The organism is Variovorax sp. YR634 (assembly GCF_900106655.1).
Classification (GTDB): Bacteria; Pseudomonadota; Gammaproteobacteria; order Burkholderiales; family Burkholderiaceae_C; genus Variovorax.
Map to the genome: position 1 here is coordinate 99,543 of NZ_FNOL01000006.1, position 25,233 is coordinate 124,775.

Sequence of the window (25,233 nt, forward strand, 5' to 3'; positions counted from 1 at the left end):
GGGTGCGCGCCGCCGGCTTTTTTGTGTTCCGCCCTCTGAACGGCGCCGGTCTGGAGGGCCACCCAAGGGCTTACCCCCTAACGCGGGCCCGCATATTGCTTAAAACTGTCGCTGGTTGACTGTCGACAGCTCGCAGTCAATCAATCCGACGAACCCATCAACAAGGCAAGGCCCGCCCGGCCGGGCCTGTGGAAAGGAACGCGATATGCAACTGCACGCAGTGGACCGCAAGGCCCCGCCCGTCTCAGACGCCGAGCGCCAGGTCCGACAAGACCTGGCCGCGGCCTACCGGCTGGTGGCGCACTACGGCATGGACGACAGCATCTACACGCACATCTCCGCGCGTGTGCCGGGAACCGAAGACCAGTTCCTGATCAACCCCTTCGGGATGCTGTTCCGCGACATCACCGCCTCGTCGCTGGTCAAGATCGACCTGGAAGGCCGCATCCTCGACGACTCGCCCTACGACGTGAATCCGGCCGGCTTCACCATTCACAGCGCGGTGCACGCGGCGCGCCACGACGCAGCCTGCGTGCTGCACACCCACACGGTGGCGGGCGTGGCGGTGTCGTCGCTGGCCGGCGGGCTGCAGCCTTGCAACCAGTGGGCGCTGCAGTTCTATCAGCGCGTGGTCTATCACGACTTCGAGGGCATCGCGCTCGACCCAGAGGAGCGCGAGCGCCTCGTAGCCGACCTGGGCCCCACGGCGCGCGCGCTCATCCTGCGCAACCACGGCCTGGTGACGCTGGGCCGCACGGTGTCGGAAGCCTTCATCCTGATGCTGAACCTGGAGCGTGCCTGCCGCGTGCAGGTGGCCATCCAGTCGAGCGGCCTGCCGGTGTACCCGGTGCCGGCCGAGGTCTGCGAAAAGACCGCGCAGCAGTACGAGGCCGGCGGCGGCAGCTACCTGCCCGGCCAATCCGACCCGAACGCGCGCGAATGGCGCGCGATGCTGCAGCGCATCGAGCCCGCACCGGCCACGTCGTTCCGCGACTGAGCCGCCGCCCCGCTTTTCTTTCCCATCCCGTCCCCCTGACCCTGTCCACCACCTCGAAAGAGCCAGAAGGAGTTCGCCCTCATGAAACGTCGCAACCTCATCCAGATGGGTGCCGCTGCCACCGCCGGCCTGACGCTGGCCGGCGTTCCCCTGCACCTCCTGGCCGCGGGCAGGAAGGGCGGCGTGATCAACGCCGTCGTCCAGCCGGAGCCGCCGGGGCTGATGCTGGGCATCACGCAGAACGGCCCCACGCAGATGATCTCCGGCAACATCTACGAAGGCCTGCTGCGCTACGACGAGAAGATCACCCCGCTGCCCTCGCTGGCCACCGCGTGGACCGTCAACAAGGAAGGCACGCTCTACACCTTCAAGCTCAAGCCCGGCGTCACCTGGCATGACGGCAAGCCCTTCACCTCGGCCGACGTGGTGTTCTCGGCCGACGTGTTCCTGCGCAAGACGCATGCGCGCCTGCGGGCCAACCTGGCTGCGGTGGAAAGCATCCGCGCGGTCGATCCGCTCACCGTCGAGTTCAAGCTCAAGTACCCCTTCGGCCCCTTCATCGGCATCTTCGAGGTCGGCAGCATGCCGATGATCCCGAAGCACATCTACGAAGGCACCGACTTCGCGACCAACCCCGCCAACGCCACGCCCATCGGCACCGGGCCGTTCAAGTTCAAGGAGTGGGTCAAGGGCTCGTACATCCAGCTCGTGGCCAACGACAAGTACCACGTGAAAGACGTGCCGCTGGTCGACAGCGTCTACTTCCACGTCATTCCCGACGCGGCCTCGCGCGCCGCGGCCTTCGAATCGGGCAAGGTCGACCTGGTGCCCGGCGGCGCGGTCGAGTACTTCGACGTGCAGCGGCTGTCCAAGCTGCCGGGCGTCGCGGTCACCACCAAGGGCTGGGAGTTCTTCGCGCCGCATTCGTGGCTGTGGCTGAACAACCGCAAGGCGCCGATGGACAACGTCAAGTTCCGCCAGGCCGTGATGTTCGCCATCGACCGCGAGGCCATGGCCAAGATCGCATGGCAGGGCTTCGCCAAGCCCGCCACCGGCCCCTTCAACAGCAACATCAAGTTCTACAGCACCGACGTCGCCAAGTACCCGCGCAACGTGGAAACGGCCAAGAAGCTGCTGGCCGAATCGGGCTACAAGGGCGAGACGCTGCGGCTGCTGCCGCTGCCCTACGGCGAGACCTGGTCGCGGCAGGCCGAGATCCTGAAGCAGAACCTGGCACAGGCCGGCATCAAGGTCGAGATGACCGCCACCGACGTTGCCGGCTGGAACCAGCGCCTGAACGACTGGGACTACGACCTCGCCTTCACCTACGTCTACCAGTACGGCGACCCGGCACTGGGCGTGGCGCGCAACTACACCACCGCCAACATCGCCAAGGGCTCGCCCTTCAACAACGTCGAGGGCTACTCCAACCCGAAGGTCGACGAGCTGTTCGATTCCGGTGCGCGCGAGACCGACCCCGAGAAGCGCAAGGCCATCTACCTGCAGGCGCAGAAGATCCTGCTCGACGAGGTGCCCGTGGCCTGGCTGCTGGAGCTCAACTTCCCCACGCTCTACCGCACCAAGCTCAGCAACATCGTGAGCTCGGGCATCGGCCTCAACGACAGCCTCGGCAACGCAAGCGTCGGCTGACGCGCGGAGTGACGACCGAATGAAACGTACGCAGTTCATGTTGACCCGCGTGCTGCAGGGCCTGGTGGCGATCCTGCTGATTGCGACGGTCAACTTCATGCTGGTGCGCGCCGCGCCGGGCGATCCGGTGTCGGTGCTGGCCGGCGAGGCCGGCGCGTCCGATCCGCAGTTCGTGGCGCAGCTGCGCGCGCAGTTCGGGCTCGACCAGCCGCTGTCGACGCAGCTCGCCACCTACGTCGGCAAGGTGGTGCGGCTCGACCTCGGCTATTCGTACCGCCAGCAGCAGCCGGTGCTGAAGCTCATCATGGACCGGCTGCCCGCCACGCTGCTGCTCACCGGCACGGCCTTCGCGCTCTCGCTGCTCTTCGGCATCACGCTGGGGGCGCTGTCGGCGCGGCGCGCGGGCACGTGGGTCGACAGCGCCATCACCGTGGTGGCGCTGCTGTTCTATGCCACGCCGCTGTACTGGCTGGCGCTGATGGCCGTGCTGGTGTTCACGGTGCAGCTCGAATGGCTGCCGGGCTTCGGCCTCATGACCGTGGGTTCGGGCGACACCGGCTTCGCGCTGGCGCTCGACGTCGCCAAGCACCTGGTGCTGCCGGCGCTCACGCTCGCGCTGTTCTACATGGCCGTCTACGCACGCATGACGCGCGCCGCGATGCTCGAGGTGGCGCAGATGGACTTCGTGAAGACCGCGCGCGCCAAGGGTGTGAAGCCCGGCCGCATCCTGCGCGCGCACGTGCTGCGCAACGCGCTGCTGCCGGTGGTCACGCTGGCGGGCATCCAGGCCGGCGGGATGATCGGCGGCGCCGTGCTCACCGAGACCGTGTTCGCCTGGCCCGGCATCGGCCGCCTGATGTTCGACGCGCTGCTGCAGCGCGACTACAGCCTGCTGCTCGGCGCCTTCCTGGTGACGGCGGCGATGGCAGTGCTCTTCAATCTCATCACCGACCTGGTCTACACCCTGGTCGATCCGCGGATCGAGCTGACATGACGACGACGATGCAAAGCGATTTCTGGCGGCGCTTTCGCCGCAACAAGGGCGCCGTGGCCGGCATGGTCGTGCTGCTGATCGTGGCAGCCGTTGCATTGCTCGGGCCGTGGCTCGCCACCAACGACCCGTGGGCCATGGTCGAGCAACCCTTCGTGCGCCCCTGGACCGAACCCGGCTTCCTGCTGGGCACAGACACGCTCGGGCGCGACATCCTTGCGGGCCTGGTCTACGGCGCGCGCATTTCGCTCTTGATCGGCGTGGTGTCCACCATCGTGGCGCTGCTGATCGGCGTCACCTTCGGTGCTGTGGCCGGCTACTTCGGCGGCTGGATCGATGCGGCGCTGATGCGCTTCACCGAGCTGTTCCAGGCGGTGCCCAGCTTCGCGCTGGCCATCGTGCTGGTGGCGATCTTCGAGCCTTCGATCAAGTCCATCGTCGTGGCCATTGCCATCGTTTCTTGGCCGCCGGTGGCGCGCCTCGTGCGCAGCGAGTTCCTCACGCTGCGCCAGCGCGACTTCGTGCAGGCCGCGCTGCTCGCGGGCCAGTCGACGCCGCGCATCATCCTCACGCAGATATTGCCCAACGCCATGTCGCCCATCATCGTGATGGCCTCGCTGATGGTGGCCACGGCCATCCTGCTCGAAAGCAGCCTCAGCTTTCTGGGCCTGGGCGATCCGAACCAGATGAGCTGGGGCTACATGGTCGGCGCCGCGCGCACCGTGCTGCGCCAGGCCTGGTGGATGGCGTTGTTCCCGGGGCTTGCCATCGTGCTGACGGTGCTTGCGCTCAACCTCGTGGGCGAAGGCCTGAGCGACGGCCTCAACACCCGGCTGCACGGAAGGGGCAAGTAAGAAATGAACGCCACCGTGACGCCCATGAAACCCCTGCACCCCGTACTCGACATCGTCGACCTGAGCATCTCGCTGCCCTCGGGCGCCGACCGCGCGCTGGCCGTCGAGGGCGCCGCGCTCTCCGTGCTGCCGGGCCAGACGCTGTGCGTGGTCGGCGAGTCCGGCTCGGGCAAGTCGATGATCGCCAACGCCGTCATGGGCCTGCTGCCGCGCCCGCACGTGGCGCCGGTGGCGGGCCGCATCATGTTCGAGGGCCACGACCTGCTGCAGCTCACCGAGCCGCAGATGCGCGAGCTGCGCGGCCGGCGCATCGGCATGGTGTTCCAGGAGCCGATGACCGCGCTGAACCCTGTGATGCGCATCGGCGAGCAGATCGGCGAGGTGTTCGACGCGCACGGCAGCGTGCCCGCGGCCGAGAAGCGACGCCGCATCCTCGCGGCGCTGGCCGACGTGGGCCTGCCCGACCCCGAGCTGCTGATCGACGCCTATCCCTTCCGCCTCTCGGGCGGCCAGCGCCAGCGCGTGATGATCGCCTGCGCGCTGGTGCTGGAGCCCGTGCTGCTGATCGCCGACGAGCCCACCACCGCGCTCGACGTCACCACCCAGGCGCAAATCCTCGCGCTGATACGCGAGCTGCAGCAGCGCCGCGGCACGGCGGTGCTTTTCATCACGCACGACTTCGGCGTGGTCAGCGAAATCGCCGACCACGTGGTGGTCATGCAGACCGGCCACGTGGTCGAGAGCGGCCCGGCCGCGCAGGTGCTCGGCGCGCCGCAGCATCCCTACACGCGCAAGCTCATCGCCGCCATTCCAGACGGCCAGGCGCAGACCGTGCCGCACGACGACCTCACGCGCGTGCTGCAGGTGCAGGACCTGTGCAAGACCTACCGTTCGAGCGGCGGCCTGTTCAAGCGCGGCCGTGCGGTGCAGGCGGCAAAGGACATCAGCTTCGAGCTGCACCGCGGCGAAACCTTGGGTCTCGTGGGTGAGTCGGGCTCGGGCAAGTCGAGCGTCGGGCGCTGCCTGGTGGGGCTCGCGCCTTTCGACAGCGGCCGCATCATCTTCAAGGGCCGTAATCTCGCGCAGGGCCGCAACTTCCGCAGCGCGGCGGCCGGCAAGATCCAGATGGTGTTCCAGGATCCGTACGCATCGCTCAACCCGCGCCACCGCGTGGGCGCAGCCATTGCGGGCGGGCCCATCGCGCAGGGCGTGGGCAAGGCCGAGGCAATGGCGCGGGCCATGGAGCTGCTGCAGCTCGTGGGCCTGGGCGCCGATGCGGCGCAGCGCTATCCGCACGAGTTCTCGGGCGGGCAGCGCCAGCGCATCGGCATTGCCCGCGCGCTCGCGATGCAGCCCGAGCTGCTGGTGGCCGACGAACCCGTGTCGGCGCTCGACGTGTCGGTGCAGGCGCAGGTGCTGGAGCTCTTCGCGCAGGTGCGCGCGCAGTTCCAGCTCGCGATGGTGTTCATCACGCACGACCTTCGCGTGGCCGGGCAGATGTGCGACCGCATCGCGGTGATGCAGCGCGGCGAAGTCGTGGAGTACGGCGAGACGCAGAAGGTGCTCAACGATCCGCAGCACGCCTACACGCGCAAGCTGATCGACGCCGTGCCGCGCCTCGCGCCGCAGGCCGACATGTCCGCGAAGGTGGCCTGATGCCTTGCGTTGCGCTCCTGAGCGATGTGCTCGACATGCACTACCTGGCGCCCGCTTTTCGCGAGCATTGCCCCGACATCGATTTGCGCCTTGGGGCCGACCTTGGCCCGCTCGACCAGATCGATGCGGCCGTCTGCTGGTTTCCGCCGCATGGCCTGCTCGCGAGCCTGCCGCAGCTGCAGCTGGTGCAGTCGCTGGCAGCGGGCGTCGACCACATCACGGCCGACCCCCGGCTGCCGCGCGCGCTGCCGCTGTGCCGCATCGTCGATCCGGAGATGGCCACGGGCATGAAGGCATACGTGTGCTGGGCCGTGATCCAGCACCAGCGGCAGATGCCCGCGTACCTTGCGAGCGCGGCCCGGCGCGTGTGGGAAGAGCAACCGATGAGCCCGCCCGGGCGCCATCGTGTCGGCATCGCGGGGCTCGGCACCCTGGGGCTCGCCTGTGCCGAGGCGCTGGCCGCCATCGGCTATGCGGTGCGCGGCTGGAGCCGCAGCGCCAAGGCCGAACTGCCGGCCGGTGTCACGGGCTTTCACGGCGATGCGCAGCTCGACGAATTCCTCTCGGGCTGCGACACGCTGGTGTGCCTGCTGCCGCTCACGCCGCAGACGCAGGGCTTTCTGGACGCAGACCTGTTCGCGCGGCTGCCGCGTGGCGCGCACCTGGTCAACGTAGGGCGTGGCGCGCATCTGGTCGAAGCCGACCTGCTGCGCGCGCTGGACCTCGGCCAGCTCTCTGCCGCCACACTCGACGCCTTCACACAGGAGCCGCTGCCGGCCGACCACCCCTTCTGGGGCGACCCGCGCATCCTGGTCACGCCGCACATCGCCACCCGCACCGACACCTCTGTGATCGCGCGGCAGACACTTCACAACCTCGCGCTCGTGCAGCGCGGCGAGCGGCCCCACACGGCCGTCGACCTCGACCGGGGCTACTGAGCCGCGAGGTTTTCTTCTCTATCGCAATTCAAGCAAGAAAAACGGAGCAGGCCCCATGAACGCATCGATTCCCAACGCCGCCCTGCAATCGGCACACGCCGAGCGCGCGGCGAACGACATCGCGGCCCATCTGCACCCCTTCACCAACCTCGCGGCGCATCCGCAGGTCGATCCGCTCGTGATCGAGCGCGGCGACGGCATCTACGTGCAGGACGACCAGGGCCGCCGCTACCTGGAAGCCATGTCGGGCCTGTGGTGCGTCTCGCTGGGCTTCAGCAACGCGCGCCTGGCCAAGGCCGGCAGCGAGGCGCTGCACACGCTGCCCTGCTATCACACCTTCAACCACCGCTCGAACGCAGCCGCCATCGCGCTGGCCGAGAAGCTGATTGCGATGGCGCCGGTGCCCATGTCCAAGGTGTTCTTCGCCAACTCGGGTTCGGAGGCGAACGACACGGCCGTCAAGCTGGTCTGGTACTACCACAACGCCATCGGCAAGCCGGCCAAGAAGAAGATCATCGCGCGCCGCAATGCGTACCACGGCGTCACCGTGGCGGCGGCCAGTCTGAGCGGGCTTGTTCCCAACCACCGCGACTTCGACCTGCCGATCGACCGCATCCTGCATGTCGACTGCCCGCACCACTACCGCTATGCCGAGCCCGGCGAAACCGAAGAAGCCTTCGCCACGCGGCTGGCCGGTGCACTGGAGCAGCGCATCCTGGCCGAAGGGCCCGACACCGTGGGCGCCTTCATCGCCGAGCCTGTGATGGGCGCGGGTGGCGTGCTGGTGCCGCCGGCCACCTACTTCGAGAAGGTGCAGGCCGTGCTGCGCAAGTACGAGGTGCTGCTGATCGCCGACGAGGTGATCTGCGGCTTCTGCCGCACCGGCGAGATGTTCGGCTCCACCACCTTCGGCCTGCGGCCCGACATCCTCACGGCCGCCAAGGCGCTGTCGTCGGGCTATGTGCCGATCTCGGCCGTCATGGTGTCCGAGCAGGTGCATGCGGCCGTGGCCGCCAACAGCGGAAAGATCGGCACCTTCGGCCACGGCTTCACCTACTCGGGCCATCCGGTGACCGCCGCGGTGGCGCTCGAAACACTGCGCATCTACGAAGAGGAAAAGGTGCTCGCGCATGTGCAGTCGCTGGCGCCACAGTTCCAGGCTGGCCTGCGCCGCTACGCCGGCCATCCGCATGTGGGCGAGGTGCGCGGCGTGGGGTTGATCGGCGCGATCGAACTCGCAGCCGACCCGGCCACGCGCACGCCGTTCGATCCGGCGATGAAGGCCGGCGCGCGGCTGGCCGAGCTTGCGTTGCAGGAAGGCCTGATCGTGCGCGCCATGGGCGATGCCGTTGCCTTCTGCCCGCCGCTGATCATCACGCCCGCGCAGATCGACGAGATGCTCGAACGCTTCGACCGCGCGATGGCCCACTTCGAGGCTTCGCTGGCGTGAACACAGCGAACGCCGCAGTGCTGCTGCGACCGCCGGGCTCCAGGAGCACCGGCGTTGCGCTGTTCTTCTGTGCGCTGATGGCCTTTGCGAGCTACGACGCTTTCTGCAAGCACATGCTGCAGTTCTACCCGGCGCCGTTCATCAACCTGATGCGCTACCTGTCGGTGATCTGCATCGCCTTTGCCATGCTGCTGCGCCACGGCGACCTGCGCATCTGGCGCGCGCCGCAGAAAAAGCTGCTCCTGTTGCGCGGCTCGATGCTCGCGACGGTGGCCACCTGCTTCATGACGGCGCTGATCTGGATGCCGCTAGCCGAGGCCACCGCGATCTACTTCACCGCGCCGCTGCTCATGGTGGCGCTGTCGCCCTGGCTGGTCGGCGAACAGGTGCAGCGCAGCCGATGGGTGGCGGTGAGCGTGGGCTTCGCCGGCATGCTGCTGATCGTGCGACCCGGCGGCAATCTGCCCTGGGTGGGCACGGTGCTGATGGCGGTGTCGGCCGTCTGCTATGCGATCTTCCAGCTGCTCACGCGCCGCCTCGCGGGGCTCGTTGAAAGCCCGGTGCAGTACGCGTACACGGCGATCGTGTGCCTGGTGGTGACGGCCGTGCCGGCGCCCTTCTTCCTGCCGGCCGAGCGGCCCGCCGCCGGTGCGGTGTTGCTGCTGCTTGCGGGCGGCGCGTGCAGCGGGCTCGCGCAATGGCTGCTGCTGGCCGCCTTCGAGCGCGTCGAGGCCGCGACGCTGGCGCCGCTCAACTACTTTCAGCTGCTGCTGGCGGTGGCCTTCAGCACCTTCTGGTTCCACAGGCCGCCCGATGCGCTGGCGATGGCGGGCATTGCGCTGATCATGGCGGCGGGCGTGTACCTGGCGCGGCGGCCGATCAAGAATAAGAACCCGATCCCTCTCACATGACGAGACAAACACCATGGCTTTTTCTTCTTCCACTGCCGACAGCGCCGGCTTCGAGTCCGTCGAGGCGCAAGACCTCGTCGGGCTGGTCGAAGCGCAGCTGACTCGCGCGATCGTCGAGGGGCGCCTGGCGCCCGGCAGCCGCATCGTCGAGGCCGAGATCGCACGCCGCATGGGCGTGAGCCGTGCCCCGGTGCGCGAGGCCGCGCGCCGGCTCGAACGGCAGGGCGTGCTGGTCGCGCGGCCGCGCCACGGCTTCGCGGTGCGCACCATCAGCGTCCAGGAGATCGACGACCTGTTCGAAGTGCGCCTGAGCCTGGAGATGACCTCGGTCGAACTGGCCTGCCGCAAGGCCGACGACGCGGGGCTGCAGCGCCTGCGCGCGCTGGTCGACGGCATGGTGCGCGAGGCGCCCACGCAGCCGCAGCACGTGCGCATCGCGACCGACCTGGCCTTTCACACGCTGATCTGCGAGCTCTCGGGCAACGCGCACCTGCACCGCATCTTCTCGAACACGCAGACCGAGATGCAGATGATCATCGCGCTCATCGACGCGGTCTACCACGACCCCGAGACCATGGCCAACACGCACTACCCGATCGTCGATGCGCTGATGAGCCGCGACGTCGATGCATCGCGCCTGGCCATGCGCGAGCACCTCGACGACGCCTGGCAGCAGGTGCGCGCGCTGTTCGTGAAGCAGCACGGCACGGTTTCTCCACCTACCCCGACGCAAGGACCCGCGCGATGAAGATCGTCTACAGCGACGCCCACAAGGACCACGACCCGCAGCTCTTCATGGTGCGCGGGCGCCTGAAGCGCAGCAACGAGCAGCCCGAGCGCGCCTTCCGCCTGCTGTCGGCGGTCGAACATGACGGCCACGAGGTCATCGCGGGCGAAGACTTCGGTGCCGGCCCGCGCGCCGCGATCCACACGCCCGAGTACCTGCGGTTCCTCGAGACGGCCTATGCGCGCTGGCGCCTGCTGGACGACCCCTCCGACGAGGTCATGCCCAACATCCATCCCTTTCCGGGAGAGCCCTGTACCTACCCGGAGAGCGTGGTCGGGCAGGCCGGCTACCACATGGGCGACAACGCCTGCTCCATCGGCCCGCACACCTGGGCTGCGGCCGTGGGCTCGGCCCACGTGGCCACGCATGCGGCACAACTGGTGCTGCAGGGCGAGCGCGCGGCCTATGCGCTGTGCCGCCCGCCGGGCCATCACGCGTATGCAGACCGTGCCAATGGCTTCTGCTACCTGAACAACACCGCCATCGCCGCGCAGCAGCTGCGCGCGGCGCACGAGCGCGTGGCGATCCTCGACATCGACGTGCACCATGGCAACGGCACGCAGGGCATCTTCTACCGTCGCGCCGACGTGCTGACGATTTCGCTGCACGGCGATCCGCGCAACTTCACGCCCTTCTTCACCGGCTACGCGCATGAGCGCGGCGAAGGCGCGGGCCTGGGCTACAACATCAACAAGCCGCTAGCGTTGGGCACCGACATCGATGGCTACCTGCCTGCGTTGCGCGATGCCTGCGAGAGCATTCGCGCCTTCGCGCCCGGCGCGCTGGTGGTGGCACTGGGCCTGGACACGCACGAGCGCGATCCCTACAAGGGCATGAAGATCACCACGCCGGGCTTCGCGCAGCTGCTCGCCGAGATCGCGCGCCTCGGTTTGCCGACCGTGCTGGTGCAGGAGGGCGGCTACCTCTCCGACGACCTGGGCCCCAACCTCGCCAGCGCGCTGCGCGGCTTCGCGGGCGCCGCATGACGGCAGCGGACGGGTTCGACGATGCGGAAGTCCTGAGCGAAGGCTCGCCCGAACTCGACGCCGAATGGGTGCGCGTGTTCGCGCTGCGCCATTACGGCATCGAGGGCGAGATGCGGCCCCTGACCGGCGAGCGCGACCGCAACTACCGCCTTGAATCGGCGCTGACCGGCGAGCGCTTCATGCTGAAGATCTCCCACCCGAGCGAAACACCGCTGGTGGCGGACTTCCAGACCCAGGCGCTGCTGCACATCGCGGCTGCCGACGCGGGGCTGCCGGTGCAGCGCATCGTGCCCACGCGCGAGGGCCAGCCTTCGCTGCTGTGCGATCCGGGCGACGGCCTGCCGCGCGTGGCACGGCTCTTCAGCTATCTGCCGGGCCTGCCCTTGCCCGAAGCGCCGCGCACAGCCGCGCAGCAACTGAACCTGGCGCGCACGCTGGCCCGGCTCGACCTCGCGCTGCGCGACTTCGACCATCCGGCCGGCGCGCTCGCGCTGCCCTGGGACATCCAGCGCGCCGACAGCGTGCGCGGCCTGCTCGCGCACATCGGCGATCCGCAGCGGCGCGCGCTGGCCGGGCGCTCGCTCGACCGCTTCGAGCGCGATGCAAAGCCCGTGCTGGCGGGCCTGCGCACGCAGCCCATTCACAACGACTTCAACATCTACAACGTGCTGGTCGACCCCGCCGACACCGACCGCATTGCCGGCATCCTCGATTTCGGCGACATGGTGCGCGCGCCGCTGATCGACGACCTCGCAGTGGCCGCGGCCTACCAGCTCGATCCGGCGGGCGATGCGCTGGCCGGCATCGTGCCCTTCATCGCCGCGTACCACGCCGTGCTGCCGCTGACGCGCGAGGAGGTCGACGTGTTGTTCACGCTGATCACCGCGCGGCTCGTGATGGTGGTGGCCATCAGCGGCTGGCGCGCTGCGCGCCACCCCGACAACGCGGCCTACCTGCTGCGCAACAACGCACTTTCGTGGGCCCGCCTGCAGGCCTGCGACCGCATCGGCAACGACGCCGCGAGCGCCGCCTTCCGGCGCGCCTGCGGCATGAACCAGAGTCACGCAAATGCCTGAAGAATCGCTCCTGGAGCGCCGCGCGCGGCTGCTCGGCCCGGCCTACCGCCTGTTCTACGAAGCACCGCTGCATCCGGTGCGCGGCGAGGGCGTGTGGCTCGACGACGCCGACGGCAAGCGCTATCTCGATGCGTACAACAACGTCGCGTCGGTGGGGCATTGCCATCCACACGTGGTGGAGGCCATCGCGCGGCAGGCCGGCGTGCTCAACACCCACACGCGCTACCTGCACGAGGGCGTGCTCGACTATGCCGAGCGGCTGCTCGCCACCATGCCGCGCGAGCTCGGCCATGCGATGTTCACCTGCACCGGCAGCGAGGCCAACGACCTCGCGATGCGCATCGCCAAGGCCCACACCAAGGCCGAAGGGCTGATCGTCACGCGCTTCGCGTACCACGGCGTGACCGAATCGATCGCGCAGGCCTCTCCCTCGCTCGGGCGCTTCGTACAGCTTGGCCGCGCGGTGCGCACCGTGCCGGCGCCGGACAGCTATCGCGTGCCGGCCGGGGAGCAGGGCGCGGCGTTTGCGGCCGGTGTGCGTGCAGCGATTGCCGACCTGCAGGCTCATGGCGTTCGGCCTGCCGCGTTGATGGTCGACACGGTGTTCTCGAGCGACGGCATCTTCACCGACCAGGCGGGCTTTCTCACTGAAGCGGTGGCGGCGATACGCGAAGCCGGCGGCATCTTCATTGCCGACGAAGTGCAGCCGGGCCTGGGCCGCACCGGCGACGCCTTCTGGGGCTTCATGCGCCATGAGGGCCTGGTGCCCGACATCGTGACCATGGGCAAGCCGCTGGGCAACGGCCACCCGCTGGCCGGACTGGCGGTGCGCCCCGAGGTGCTGGCCGCGTTCGGCCGCGAGTGCCGCTACTTCAACACCTTCGGCGGCAATCCGGTGTCGATGGCCGCCGGCATGGCCGTGCTCGACGTGATCGAGCGCGAGGGCCTGATGGCCAATGCGCAGCGCGTCGGCCGCCATCTGCGCGCGGGGCTCTCGAAGCTTGCCGAGCGCCACGAGTTGATCGGCGACGTGCGTGGCGCGGGCCTGTTCGTGGGCCTGGAGCTCGTGACGGACCGTCGCGCGCGCACGCCTGCCACAGCCGAGACCGTGCGCGTCGTCAACGGCCTGCGCGAGCGGCAGGTGCTGCTGAGCGCCACCGGAGAGCATGCCAACACGCTGAAGATCCGTCCGCCGCTGGTGTTCTCCGAAGCCAATGCCGATCTGCTGATCGGCACGCTGGACGAAGTGCTGGCCGGGCTTTGACCCGCTGCCATGGCGGCAAACGCCGCCTTGCGCCAGAATCGTCCGCCTCCCACGACAGCGCCCTTGCCGCCATGAACATCGCCGACTCCTTCCTCGCCAACGCCGCCCGTTTCGTCGAGATCCGACGCGACATCCACGCCCACCCCGAACTCGGTTTCGAAGAGCATCGCACTTCCGAGAAGGTCGCGAACCTGCTGACCGGATGGGGCATCGAGGTGCACCGAGGCATCGCCGGCACGGGACTCGTCGGCGTGCTGCGCAAGGGCACGGGCTCGCGCACCATCGGCCTGCGCGCCGACATGGACGCGCTGCCATTGCACGAAGCCAACGAGTTCGCCCACAAGTCGACCAACCCCGGCCGCATGCACGCCTGCGGCCACGACGGCCACACGACGATGTTGCTGGCCGCCGCATGGCACCTGTCGCAGCAGGGCCCCGGCGACTTCGACGGCACGGTGCATTTCATCTTCCAGCCCGCCGAGGAGATGGGCAAGGCCGGCGCCAAGAAGATGATCGACGAGGGCCTGTTCGAGCGCTTTCCGTGCGACGCGGTCTTCGGGCTGCACAATTTTCCGGTGGGCGACGTGGGGCGCTTCGCGCTCAACGAAGGCGCGCTGATGGCGTCGAGCAACACGTACAAGATCACCGTGCATGGGCGCGGCACGCACGCGTCGATGCCGCACACGGGCATCGACCCGGTGGCGGCGGTGGTCACGCTCGCGCAGCAGCTGCAGACCATCGTGGCGCGCACCATTCCGAGCACCGAGCGTGCGCTGCTTGCGGTCACGCAGCTGCAGGGCTCCGATGCGCCGAACGTGATTCCCGACGTGGCGACGGTGGGCGGCACCATCCGCACTTTCTCCATCGAGGCCATCGACAAGATCGAGGCCCGCCTGCGCGAGGTGGCCGCGGGCGTGGCGGCGGCGCATGGCTGCACGGCCGAGGTGTATTTCAACCGCTCGTCGCCGCCGACCGTGAACCACCCGGCCGAGGCGCGTTTTGCCGCCGGCGTGATGCGTGAGGTGGTGGGCGACGACATGGTGACCGACAACTTCCCCGCCGTGATGGGCGCCGAAGACTTTGCGCACATGCTGCTCGCACGGCCCGGCTGCTATGCCTTCCTGGGCAATGGTGACGGCGACCACCGGCTGGACGGCCACGGGCCCGGCCCTTGCATCATTCACAACACCTCGTTCGATTTCAACGACGAGATCATCCCGATCGGTGCCAGCTACTTCGTGAAGCTGGTGCAGCGCTGGCTGCCGTCGGGCGTTTGAATTTTTCACTGTCGACGATGACGAAGAAAGAAGTGGCCACCCAGATGACCTCCACCCCGCTCACCCGACGTTCATTGACCGCGCTCGCAGCCGCGGCGGTGCTCTGTGCCGTTGCACCGGCGCATGCGCAGCAGCGCGTGATCCACATCGTCGTGCCCTTCGCCACCGGCGCGGTGCAGGACACGGTGGCGCGCGCCTTCAACAACGAGCTGGGCGCGGCGCTGAATGCCAGTGCCATCGTCGAGAACCGCGCGGGCGCGGGTGGCACCGTGGGCGCGGCCCTGGTGGCGCGCGCGCCGGCCGACGGCAACACGCTGATCCTGGCGGCCGCGAGCCACAACATCGCGGGCTTTCTCTACAACAAGCTGAGCTACGACCCGCTGAAGGATTTCGTCGGCGTGGCCAACGTCGGCAATGCGGGCTATGTGCTGGCGGTGGCGAGCGGCATGAATGTGTCGAGCACGGCCGACTTCATCAAGGAGGTCAAGGCCAACCCCGGCAAGTACAACTACGCCTCGGCGGGCAACGGTAGCGCCACGCACCTCGCGATGGCGTCGTTTCTGGCGAAGGCAGGGCTGCAGATGACGCACATCCCGACCAAGTCGACCGGCGAGGCCGTCAACGAGGTGCTCGCGGGCCGCGTGCAGGCGGTGATCTCGTCGAGCATCGGCGTGATCGGGTTCCAGGACGACGCGCGCATGAAACTGCTGGCTTCCACCGGCCAGTCGCGCAGCCCCTTCCTGCCGAAGCTGCCGACCGTGGCTGAAAGCGGGCTGCCGGGCTACGCCTTCGATTCGTGGATCGGTCTGCTCGCGCCGGCCGCCACGCCCAAGGCGGAGGTCGAGCGCCTGAACGCCGCGGCCAACAAGGTGCTGGCCGACCCGGCGATCCAGGAGCGCTTCAAGCGCTTGGGTGTGGAGCCGCGCAGCCAGAGTGCGGAGGAATTCCAGAAGCTGCTGCGTTCGGATTGGGATGCGATGGGGGTTGTGGTGAAGGCTTCCGGGGCGAAGATCGACTGAGGCGGTGATCGAATAACGGCCAGGCCTTGTTTCGAGGAAAAACAAGACAGGGCTTGTAATTTTGGAAAATATCCCAAAGCTGATATTTTGACAAAATAAGCTACAGCCGATATTCTGGTCGGCGATGGACTATCCCCTTCGCTTCGTCGACCAGCTGCGGCCGCACCTCAAGGCACTGCGGAAGAAGCGCGGCCTGACGCAGGCGCAGGCAGGCGCGCTGGTCGGTGTCAGCCAGGCCCGGATCGCGGAGATCGAAGCGAATCCCGGGGCGGTCAGCTTCGAGCAACTGATGAAGTTGATGGCGGCGTTGGGGGCATCCTTTTCCCTGCAGGACGGGACGTCCCCAAGTCCCATCGCGGACGCCGCGCAGCAGCATTCCGGGAAGCGCGACTCGCTGCCGGACGATGCCGTGAACCTCCCGGAGGGATGGATCGCCAAGAGGATGAGCGATCAATCGGTGCTGGTCCGCCTGCCTTCCGGGCAATCGAGCGCTCCAGGCACATCGCTTCGTGCGCTTCAGGCGCTGAATCCCGGCAAGGACATCAAGCCGACGTCTCGCCGGAGCTTCGTCGTCCGGCCGAAGAAGGAGTCATGGTGACGCAGGCGCTCGGCGCGTGGATGAACGGGGAGCCCGTTGGCACCTGGTCTGTCGACCACGGCGTCCACACCTTCCGGTACGACCCACGATGGCTCGAATCGCCCCGGCGGCGCTCGCTGTCGTTGTCGATTCCGCTCACCGGCACGCTCGAAGTCCGCGGCGAGGTGGTCCGCAACTACTTCGACAATCTGCTGCCCGACAACGACAGGGTTCGCGCGCGCCTGCGCAATCGCTTCAAGCTCAAGGACGCCAAGACTTTCGACCTGCTCGAAGCCATCGGCCGCGACTGTGTCGGGGCCGTGCAATTGCTGCCCGAAGGCGCCGCTCCGCAGGGCTGGAATGCCGTGAACTGCGAGCCCCTGGACGAAGAGCAGATCGCCGCGCTGCTGCAAGCCGTTCCGTCCGAAGACACCCCGGAAGGCATGCGCGACGAAGACCTGTTTCGCATTTCCCTTGCCGGTGCGCAGGAGAAGACCGCCCTGACTTTCTGGAACGGCGAATGGTGCCGGCCGCATGGCGCCACGCCCACCACGCACATCATCAAGCTGCCGCTGGGATTGATCGGCGGCTCCAAGCGCGTGGACGCCTCGGACTCGGTGCAGAACGAATGGCTGTGCGCACAGATCGTCGAGGCACTCGGCCTGCAAGTGGCGCCGACATCCATGGCCACTTTCGGCGGGCAGACGGTCCTGGTCGTGGAGCGGTTCGACCGCGAGTGGATGGACGGTGGCGCCTGGATCGCGCGCCTGCCGCAGGAAGATTTTTGCCAGGCCATGGGCCTGCCGTCCGACAGGAAGTACGAGCAGCACGGCGGCCCCGGCATGAGCAAGTGCCTGCAGCTTCTGCAAGGCAGCGGGAGCGTGGATGACGGCGCCCGGTTCCTGCTCGCGCAATTGGCCTTCTTTCTGCTCGCCGCCACCGACGGCCATGCCAAGAACTTTTCGATTCACCTCCTGCGCGGCGACGCCTACGAGATGACGCCGCTCTACGACATCATTTCGATGTGGCCGTACTTCGGCAACGGGCCCAATCAGTTCCAGCCGCGCAAGGCGGGTCTGGCCATGGCCATCCGTTCCAAGAATGCGCACTATGTCTTTCACACCATCCAGGCTCGCCACTGGCATGGGCTGGCCATGAAGAACGGTGGCATCGACGTCTGGAACGCCATGCTGGACATGGTGGCGTCGGTGGATGACGCACTGAGCGAGGTCGAGGCCCTGTTGCCGTCGGATTTCCCCGCATGGACCTGGGAGTCCATCTCGCGGGGCATGCGAAGCGAGGCCGAGCGGTTCCTCTCAGGTGTGACCGACATCGCTGTGTAGGACGCCGGTCAATTGACAACGCGCCGCCCGCGTTCATGCTTCCTGATGGGTTTCGGGGCATTCCGCTTCGGACCGTAAAAGGGGCTTTTCATGGATCCGACGTCGCCATTCAACCCGCCTCCGGGCCAGCCGGCGGGCAAGTCGCCCAAGGCGCTGTGGGCCGTGATCGGCGCATTGAGCGTGGCCGTGGTGGCGCTTGGCGGCGTGTTGCTTCACCGGCAGGAGCCGGTCGCGAGTGCGAGTGTTCCGCCGCCAGTCGTTGCCGCAGCATCACCCGCCGCACCGGACGATTTCAAGCCTGAAGCCATGCCGCCAGCGCCCGCAGTGCCGTCCACGGCGGCAGGCCCGGCGCCACAAGCGAGGGCGGCTGCGCCGATGCCCGCTCCCATGCCAGCCCCGGCTGTCGAGCCCGGACCTGCGCCAGGCGTGATGAATGCACCACAGGTCGCTGCCGCGCCTCCCGCCCCGCCACCTTGCGCGGTCTGCGGCCATGTCGAATCGGTTCGCCCGGTTCAGAAGCGCATCCAGAACACCTCGGGCGTGGGGGCCGTGGCCGGCGGCGTGGTGGGTGGCCTCGTCGGCAACCAGTTCGGCCATGGCAATGGGCGCGTCGCGACCACGGTGCTCGGCGCGGTGGGCGGCGGCTTCGCGGGCAACGAGATCGAGAAGCACGTGCGCACGGTCACGGTCTACGAGGTGGGCGTGCGCATGGACAACGGCACGCTGCGCACCGTCGAGACGAAGACCGCGCCGCCCATCGGCAAGCCGGTGACGCTCAAGCGGGGCCTGCTGCGCCCCGCGGACGGCCGCAAGTAGCGCGACCTACCCGCTCCCGGATATCACAGAAAAACTGGGCGCGGAAGAGCGCATGCCCGAAAGATATCTTGACCATATATCCTTAATATATTTAAAGTGCGACGCTTCCACACCACCGCACATCCACAAGGAGCGATCAAGTGAGCAATCCCCGCTGGCAAGGCATCTTCCCCGCCGTCACCACCAAGTTCCACGCCGACGAGAGCATCGATGTCGAGGGCACGGCCCGTCACATCGACTTCCAGATCCGCAACGGCATCCACGGCCTCGTCACTTGCGGCTCGCTCGGCGAAGCCAGCACGCTGACGCTGGAAGAAAAGCTGCAGGTCGCGAAGATCGCGCTCGAAGCTGCCGACGGCCGCATTCCCGTGCTGGCCAATGTGTCCGAGACCAGCACGCGCGAAGCGCTGCGCTACGTGGACGGCGCCAACAAGCTCGGCGTGGCCGGCTTCATGGTGATGCCCTCGGTGATCTACGTGGCCGACGCGCGCGAGGCGATGCTCAATGTGCGCACCATCGCCAACGCGGCGCAAAAACCCATCATGGTCTACAACAACCCGGTGGCCTACCGCGTCGACCTGAAGCCCGAGCACATGGTCGAGCTGGCCGACTGCGAATGGATCGCGGCCATCAAGGAAAGCACCGACGACATCCGCCGCATCACCGACCTGCGCAACACCGTGGGCGACCGCTACCAGTTGTTCCTGGGCGTGGACGACCTCGCCTACGAAGGCCTGGCGCTCGGCTGCGACGGCCTGCTGGCCGGCGTGGGCTGTGCCTTCCCGCGCGAGACCGTGGCGCTGTACGACCTGATGAAGGCCGGCAAGTTTTCCGAAGCGCTCAAGCTCTACCAGTGGATGACGCCGATGCTGCATCTCGACGTGTCGACCAAGCTGGTGCAGAACCTCAAGCTCATCGACGTGCTGGTGGGCGTGGGCAGCGAGCACATGCGCCGTCCGCGCCTGCCGCTCATCGGCGAGGAGCGCGCCTTCATCGAAGCCATCGTCAAGAAGGCGCTCGCGACGCGGCCCACTCAGTACCAGTCGGTCATGTAATCGCACACAACGAACGTCCTTTTCATCGTCCCCAACCTAGGAAGAAGCATGAAGACAAAAGCAGGCATGGTTCCGTTTCTAAGCCTCGTGGCCCTCGCCCTCGCAGGCCAGGCATACGCGCAGGAGCAGGTGGTCAAGATCGGTCACAGCGGCCCGCTGTCGGGCCCCAATGCCTTCGCGGGCAAGGACAATGAAAACGGCGTGCGCCTCGCCGTCGAGGAGCTCAACGCGAAGAAGCTTGTCGTCGGCGGCAAGACGCTGAAGTTCGAAATGGTGTCGGAAGACGACCAGTGCGACGCCAAGACCGGCGTGAGCGTCGCGCAGAAGTTCGTGGACGACGGCGTCAAGTACGTCATGGGCCCGTACTGCTCGGGCGTGGCCATCCCGGCTTCGCGCATCTACAGCGAAGGCGGCACCATGGTCTCGACCGTGGGCACCAACCCGAAGGTGACGCAGGGCGGCTACAAGAACCTCTACCGCATCATCGCGAGCGACAACCAGATCGGCTCCAGCATGGCCGTGTATGCGGCCAAGGTGCTGAAGGTGACCAAGGTCGGCGTGATCGACGACCGCACCGCCTTCGGCCAGGGCCTCGCCGAAGAGTTCACCAAGGAAGCGAAGAAGCAGGGCCTGACCGTGGTCGGCCAGGAGTTCACCACCGACAAGGCCGTGGACTTCACCGCCATCCTGACCAACATGAAGGCCAAGGCGCCAGAGGCCATCTTCTTCGGCGGCTATGCCCCGCAGGCCGCGCCCATGGCGCGCCAGATGAAGCAGCTGGCCGTGCCCGGCAAGCTGCTGGGCGGCGACACCGTGTGCAGCCCCGCCACCGGCAAGCTCGGCGGCGATGCGGTCAACGACCTGGTGTTCTGCGCGCAGGGCGGCTCCATCCTCGAGAAGGCGCAGAGCGGCCCGGCGTTCAAGGAAAAATTCAAGAAGCGCTTCAACGCCGACCCTGATGCCTACGCAGCTTCGTACTACGACCAGGTGCTGTTCATCGGCGAGTCGATGAAGAAGGCCAACTCCATCGACCCAGACAAGGTGGGCGCGGAGCTCTACAAGGCAACGTACAAGGGCGTGGCCGCAACCTATGCCTACGACGACAAGGGCAACATGAAGCAGGCGCCCATCACCGTGTTCACGTTCAAGAACGCGGCCCCGGTGCCCATCGCCAGCTACTGAACGAACGAACGGACGACGCCACATGCAACGCATCCAGGTCATCGACTCGCACACGGGCGGCGAGCCCACGCGCCTTGTGATCGGCGGCTTCCCCGATCTGGGCGGCGGCAGCATGGCCGAGCGCCGTGCGCTGCTGGCCGACCAGCACGACAAATGGCGCGCGGCCGCCGTGCTGGAGCCGCGCGGCAGCGACGTGGTGGTGGGCGCGCTGCTGTGCGAGCCGGTGTCGCCGGATGCGGCTGCCGGCGTGGTCTTCTTCAACAACGCCGGCTACCTCGGCATGTGCGGCCACGGCACCATCGGGCTGGTCGCAAGCCTTGCGCACATGGGGCGCATCGGCGTGGGCGAGCACCGCATCGAAACGCCCGTGGGCACCGTCACGACCACGCTGCACGAAGACGGCTCGGTGAGCGTGCGCAACGTGCCCGCGTACCGGCATCTGCACCAGGTGGCGGTCGAGCTGCCGGGCCATGGCACCGTGCGCGGGGATGTGGCCTGGGGCGGCAACTGGTTCTTCCTGGTGAGCGAACACGGCCAGCGCGTGGCGAGCGACAACCTCACGGCGCTGACCGACTACACCGCGGCATTGCGCAAGGCGCTCCCGGCCCAGGGCATCACGGGCGCGGATGGCGCGGAGATCGACCACATCGAACTCTTCGCTGCAGATGATGAAGGCGCCGACAGCCGCAACTTCGTGCTGTGCCCCGGCAACGCCTACGACCGCTCGCCCTGCGGCACCGGCACCAGCGCCAAGATCGCCTGCCTCGCGGCCGACGGCAAGCTTGCGCCCGGCGAGGTGTGGAAGCAGGCCAGCGTGATCGGCAGCGTCTTCGAGGCCAGCTACGCGATGGACGGCGACAAGGTCATTCCCACGCTGCGTGGCCGCGCGCACATCAGCGCGGAAGCCACGCTGCTGATCGACGACGAAGACCCGTTCGGCTGGGGCATCCGGCTCTGACGCCGCGCGGCATGGACGCGGATGTCATCGTCATCGGCGCCGGCATCGTCGGCGCGGCTTGCGCGCAAGCGCTTGCACAGGCGGGGCGCCGTGTGCTGGTGCTCGATGCGCGCATCGGCGGCGCCACCGGCGCGGGCATGGGCCACCTCGTGGTGATGGACGACAACGCGGCCGAACTCGAATTGAGCCGCCATTCGGTCGCGCAATGGGGCGAGCTTGCACCGCGCATGAGCGAAGACTGCGCGTACAGCGCCTGCGGCACGCTGTGGATTGCCGCCAACGACGAAGAGATGGCCGAGGCCGAACGCAAGCAGCAGCGGCTGCGCGCGCACGGCATCGACAGCCGGCTGCTCGATGCGCGCGAACTGGCGAGCGCCGAGCCCGCCTTGCGCAAGGGCCTGTCGGGCGCGCTCGAAGTGCCGGGCGACGGCATCCTCTATGCGCCGAATGCGGCGCGCTGGCTGCTTGCGCAGGCCGCTGATTCGGTCCGTGTGGAGCACGCGAAGGTCGATGCCATCGACGACGACGGCGCGCTGCGCCTCGCGGACGGCAGCCGCCGCACCGCGCCGCAGATCGTGCTGGCCAACGGCATCCAGGCGACGACGCTGTGCCCTGAGCTTCCGATACGCCCGAAGAAAGGCCACCTGCTGATCACCGACCGCTATCCGGGCACGGTGCATCACCAACTGGTCGAGCTCGGCTACGTAACCAGCGCACACCACAGCGACGGCGACTCGGTCGCCTTCAACGTGCAGCCGCGCCCCACGGGGCAGCTGTTGGTCGGCTCGTCGCGCCAGTTCGATACGACCGACCTGACGGTAGAAGCGCCGATGCTGGCGCGCATGCTCCAGCGCACGCTGGACTACCTGCCGGGGCTCGCGAATCTCAACGCCGTGCGTTCGTGGACCGGTATGCGTGCGGCGTCGCCCGATGGGTTGCCTTTGCTGGGCAAGCACCCTTGGCGCGAGAAGCTCTGGCTTGCTGTTGGGCACGAAGGCCTGGGCGTGACCACGGCGCCGGGCAGCGCGCATCTGCTTGCTGCGCTGATGACCGGCGCGACTCCTGATTTCGATGCGGCGCCATACGCACCGCGCGGACTGCGGGAGATCGCATGAGCGCCCACACCCTGTTGAACATCGACGGCCACCTGGTCCGCGTGAAGGCGGGCAGCTCGGTCGCCGCCGCGTTGCGTGTGGCTGGTGGCATGGGCGTGGCGCGCATATCCGTCACAGGCCAGCAACGCGCGCCGTTCTGCGGCATGGGCGTGTGCCAGGAGTGCCGCGTGCTGGTCGATGGCCGGCGCAGGCTCGCATGCCAGACGGTCTGCGCCGAGGGCATGCGCGTGGAGACCGCGGAATGAACATGGAACATTGCGATGTGCTGATCGTCGGCGCAGGCCCGGCCGGCATGGCTGCTGCAGTGGCTGCCGCGCCGAGCGGTGCATCGATCGTCGTCATCGACGACAACCCCGCGCCCGGCGGACAGATCTGGCGCGACGGCCCCGGCGCGACGCTGCCGCCAGCAGCGCGCAAGTGGCGCGATGCACTCGAGCGTCACGCCAACATCCGCGTGCGCAGCGGCACCCGCGTCGCTGCCGCACCTTCGCCCAACGAGCTGCTGCTCGAAGACGCGGAACGCGCCACGCGCATGCAATGGCGCAAGCTCATCCTCTGCACCGGCGCGCGCGAGCTGCTGCTGCCCTTCCCCGGGTGGACGCTGCCCGGCGTGACCGGCGCGGGCGGCCTTCAGGCGCTCATCAAGGCCGGCATGCCGGTCGAGGGCGAGCACATCGTCATCGCGGGCAGCGGCCCCTTGCTGCTTGCTGCCGCCGCGACGGCACGTGCGGCGGGTGCGAAAGTGCTGCGCATCGCCGAACAGGCTTCGTTCGCCTCGGTCGCTCGCTTCGGTGCCAGCCTCGCGCGCTGGCCGGGCAAGGCCGCGCAGGCAGTGACGCTCGCCGATCCGCAGTACCGCACTTCGTCGCGCATTGTCTCGGCGCAGGGTGCGACGCAGGTCGAGTCGGTTCGCCTTCGACAAGGCAGCGGCAGAGAAGTCGAGATCGCCTGCGAGCGCATCGCCTGCGGCTTCGGCCTCACGCCCAACACGCAGCTGGGGCAACTGCTCGGCTGTGCCCTCACGCCCACGGGCCCAGGTGCGCAGGCCCTGGCGATCGATGCCTTGCAGGCCACCAGCGTCGCCGGCGTCTATGCAGCGGGCGAGTGCACCGGCTTCGGCGGAAGCGAACGTGCGCTGGCACAGGGCACCGTCGCCGGCCATGCCGCTGTCGGCAACGAGCGCGCTGCAAAGACGCACGAGGGCGAACGCGCCCGCTGGAACGCCTTCGCCGCCCAGCTGCACCGCAGCTTCGCGCTGGCCGCCGACATCAAGGCCATGCCGCAACCCGACACGCTCGTGTGCCGTTGCGAAGACGTGCCCTTCTCCGCGCTGGCAGGCTGCAGCGGCTGGACAGACGCCAAGCTGCACCGCCGCTGCGGCATGGGCGCCTGCCAGGGCCGCGTTTGCGGCGATGCCGCGCAATTCCTCTTCGGATGGACTCCGCCCGTGCCGCGCCCGCCGCTGTCGCCGGTCCGCATAGCGACACTCGCGGGTCTCGTGGGTCTGGCGAACGACGGCGACGCCCGACAATGACGCCGCCGCATCCGCGGAAAAAGAAAACCATGGCCGCCCCGAAGAAGACTGCTCCAAAGAAGACAAGCTTGCGCCCACCGCCCAAGCGCCGCGCCGCCGACATGGCCTACGACGCCATCGAAACGCTGCTGTCGACCATGCTGCTGAAGCCCGGCAGCCAGGTCGTCGAGGCCGAACTCGCCGAGCGCACGGGGCTGGGCCGCACGCCGGTGCGCGAGGCGCTGATGCGCATGGTGTCCATCGGCCTCATCGTGCAGCAGCCGCGCCGCGGACTGCTGGTGTCGGCCATCGACCTGGCCGACCATCTCGACGTGATCCAGACCCGCCGCGTGCTCGAACTGCTGATTGCCGCCTGCTCCGCGCGCCGGGCCACCGCGCAGCAGCGCAAGGAAATCGTTCATTGCGCCGAGATGATGGTCGAGGCCGCGGGCCGCGGCGACCTGAACGACTACATGCAGGCCGACCGCGCGCTGGACCTCGTCAATCACCAGGCGAGCCACAACGATTCCGCGGTGAAGGCGGTGGTGCCGCTGATCGTGCAGTGCAGGCGCTTCTGGTACGCGTACCAGCATGAAGGCGAGATCGTCGAGGGCGCGAATGCGCACCTCGAACTGGCGCAGGGCATCGCGACGGGCGATGAGGCCGCGGCCATCGCGGGCGCCAACCGGTTGATGGACTATCTCGAAGTCTTCGCCCGCAAGATCATCGACAAGTAGCGGCGAGTAGGCCGAAGGGCCTCGCCCGGCACCCGGGGAATTCCGCGTGTTCCACAGCGGCTCGCGGCGCCATACTGGCTT

24 protein-coding genes are annotated in these 25,233 nt (G+C 68.1%); all 24 read left to right on the plus strand.

Going from position 1 to position 25,233, the window contains the following annotated elements; translation table 11 throughout:
* Positions 1-205: 205 nt before the first annotated feature.
* The 24 genes from BLV60_RS13195 (at position 206) to BLV60_RS13310 (ending at position 25,152) form a co-directional block, all read left to right on the plus strand.
* A complete protein-coding gene (locus BLV60_RS13195) occupies positions 206-997 on the plus strand; it encodes a class II aldolase/adducin family protein (RefSeq protein WP_093055102.1) in 792 nt (263 codons plus the stop codon).
* Between the two features lie 81 nt (positions 998-1,078).
* On the plus strand, positions 1,079-2,647 hold the full coding sequence (locus tag BLV60_RS13200; protein ID WP_093055104.1) for an ABC transporter substrate-binding protein: 1,569 nt from the start codon (positions 1,079-1,081) through the stop codon (positions 2,645-2,647).
* Between the two features lie 19 nt (positions 2,648-2,666).
* Entirely contained in the window at positions 2,667-3,641 is a 975-nt protein-coding gene (locus tag BLV60_RS13205; protein WP_093055106.1) for an ABC transporter permease, read from the plus strand.
* Positions 3,638-4,492 carry an ABC transporter permease gene (locus BLV60_RS13210; RefSeq protein WP_093055108.1) on the plus strand — a complete coding sequence of 285 codons (855 nt, stop codon included), beginning with the start codon at positions 3,638-3,640 and terminating at the stop codon, positions 4,490-4,492. The genes BLV60_RS13205 and BLV60_RS13210 overlap by 4 nt, the downstream gene beginning before the upstream one ends.
* A 3-nt stretch (positions 4,493-4,495) precedes the next feature.
* Entirely contained in the window at positions 4,496-6,148 is a 1,653-nt protein-coding gene (locus tag BLV60_RS13215; RefSeq protein WP_093055110.1) for an ABC transporter ATP-binding protein, read from the plus strand.
* Positions 6,148-7,086: a 2-hydroxyacid dehydrogenase gene (locus tag BLV60_RS13220; protein ID WP_093055112.1), complete on the plus strand. Its 939-nt coding sequence runs from the start codon at positions 6,148-6,150 to the stop codon at positions 7,084-7,086. Before BLV60_RS13215 ends, BLV60_RS13220 begins: the two co-directional genes overlap by 1 nt.
* Before the next feature lie 55 nt (positions 7,087-7,141).
* Positions 7,142-8,536, plus strand: coding sequence for an aspartate aminotransferase family protein (locus BLV60_RS13225; RefSeq protein WP_093055114.1), 1,395 nt, complete (start codon positions 7,142-7,144; stop codon positions 8,534-8,536).
* Entirely contained in the window at positions 8,533-9,447 is a 915-nt protein-coding gene (locus tag BLV60_RS13230; RefSeq protein ID WP_093055116.1) for a DMT family transporter, read from the plus strand. The genes BLV60_RS13225 and BLV60_RS13230 overlap by 4 nt, the downstream gene beginning before the upstream one ends.
* A gap of 13 nt (positions 9,448-9,460) precedes the next feature.
* A complete protein-coding gene (locus BLV60_RS13235; protein WP_093055118.1) occupies positions 9,461-10,195 on the plus strand; it encodes a GntR family transcriptional regulator in 735 nt (244 codons plus the stop codon).
* Positions 10,192-11,220, plus strand: a complete 1,029-nt coding sequence (locus tag BLV60_RS13240) for a histone deacetylase family protein (protein ID WP_093055120.1) — start codon at positions 10,192-10,194, stop codon at positions 11,218-11,220. The genes BLV60_RS13235 and BLV60_RS13240 overlap by 4 nt, the downstream gene beginning before the upstream one ends.
* Entirely contained in the window at positions 11,217-12,296 is a 1,080-nt protein-coding gene (locus tag BLV60_RS13245; RefSeq protein ID WP_093055122.1) for a phosphotransferase, read from the plus strand. Before BLV60_RS13240 ends, BLV60_RS13245 begins: the two co-directional genes overlap by 4 nt.
* A complete protein-coding gene (locus tag BLV60_RS13250) occupies positions 12,289-13,560 on the plus strand; it encodes an aspartate aminotransferase family protein (protein ID WP_093055124.1) in 1,272 nt (423 codons plus the stop codon). The genes BLV60_RS13245 and BLV60_RS13250 overlap by 8 nt, the downstream gene beginning before the upstream one ends.
* 71 nt (positions 13,561-13,631) lie before the next feature.
* Positions 13,632-14,837: a M20 aminoacylase family protein gene (locus BLV60_RS13255; protein WP_093055126.1), complete on the plus strand. Its 1,206-nt coding sequence runs from the start codon at positions 13,632-13,634 to the stop codon at positions 14,835-14,837.
* A 17-nt stretch (positions 14,838-14,854) separates the two neighbouring features.
* Positions 14,855-15,856: a tripartite tricarboxylate transporter substrate-binding protein gene (locus tag BLV60_RS13260; protein WP_093055128.1), complete on the plus strand. Its 1,002-nt coding sequence runs from the start codon at positions 14,855-14,857 to the stop codon at positions 15,854-15,856.
* 124 nt (positions 15,857-15,980) lie between these two features.
* Positions 15,981-16,454: a helix-turn-helix domain-containing protein gene (locus BLV60_RS13265; RefSeq protein ID WP_093055130.1), complete on the plus strand. Its 474-nt coding sequence runs from the start codon at positions 15,981-15,983 to the stop codon at positions 16,452-16,454.
* Positions 16,448-17,776 (plus strand): type II toxin-antitoxin system HipA family toxin, encoded by a 1,329-nt coding sequence (locus BLV60_RS13270; protein WP_093055132.1) that lies wholly within the window; start codon positions 16,448-16,450, stop codon positions 17,774-17,776. The genes BLV60_RS13265 and BLV60_RS13270 overlap by 7 nt, the downstream gene beginning before the upstream one ends.
* A gap of 90 nt (positions 17,777-17,866) precedes the next feature.
* A complete protein-coding gene (locus BLV60_RS13275; protein WP_093055134.1) occupies positions 17,867-18,592 on the plus strand; it encodes an outer membrane lipoprotein in 726 nt (241 codons plus the stop codon).
* Between the two features lie 140 nt (positions 18,593-18,732).
* Positions 18,733-19,647: a dihydrodipicolinate synthase family protein gene (locus BLV60_RS13280; RefSeq protein ID WP_093055136.1), complete on the plus strand. Its 915-nt coding sequence runs from the start codon at positions 18,733-18,735 to the stop codon at positions 19,645-19,647.
* A gap of 48 nt (positions 19,648-19,695) precedes the next feature.
* Complete coding sequence (locus BLV60_RS13285) at positions 19,696-20,829, plus strand: branched-chain amino acid ABC transporter substrate-binding protein (RefSeq protein WP_093055138.1); 1,134 nt, start codon at positions 19,696-19,698, stop codon at positions 20,827-20,829.
* A 22-nt stretch (positions 20,830-20,851) separates the two neighbouring features.
* Complete coding sequence (locus BLV60_RS13290; protein WP_093055140.1) at positions 20,852-21,787, plus strand: 4-hydroxyproline epimerase; 936 nt, start codon at positions 20,852-20,854, stop codon at positions 21,785-21,787.
* An 11-nt stretch (positions 21,788-21,798) separates the two neighbouring features.
* Positions 21,799-22,902 carry an NAD(P)/FAD-dependent oxidoreductase gene (locus tag BLV60_RS13295; protein WP_093055142.1) on the plus strand — a complete coding sequence of 368 codons (1,104 nt, stop codon included), beginning with the start codon at positions 21,799-21,801 and terminating at the stop codon, positions 22,900-22,902.
* Positions 22,899-23,147: a (2Fe-2S)-binding protein gene (locus BLV60_RS13300; RefSeq protein ID WP_093055144.1), complete on the plus strand. Its 249-nt coding sequence runs from the start codon at positions 22,899-22,901 to the stop codon at positions 23,145-23,147. Before BLV60_RS13295 ends, BLV60_RS13300 begins: the two co-directional genes overlap by 4 nt.
* Positions 23,144-24,436, plus strand: a complete 1,293-nt coding sequence (locus BLV60_RS13305; RefSeq protein WP_093055146.1) for an NAD(P)/FAD-dependent oxidoreductase — start codon at positions 23,144-23,146, stop codon at positions 24,434-24,436. The genes BLV60_RS13300 and BLV60_RS13305 overlap by 4 nt, the downstream gene beginning before the upstream one ends.
* 29 nt (positions 24,437-24,465) lie before the next feature.
* Complete coding sequence (locus BLV60_RS13310) at positions 24,466-25,152, plus strand: GntR family transcriptional regulator (RefSeq protein ID WP_093055148.1); 687 nt, start codon at positions 24,466-24,468, stop codon at positions 25,150-25,152.
* Positions 25,153-25,233 lie beyond the last annotated feature (81 nt).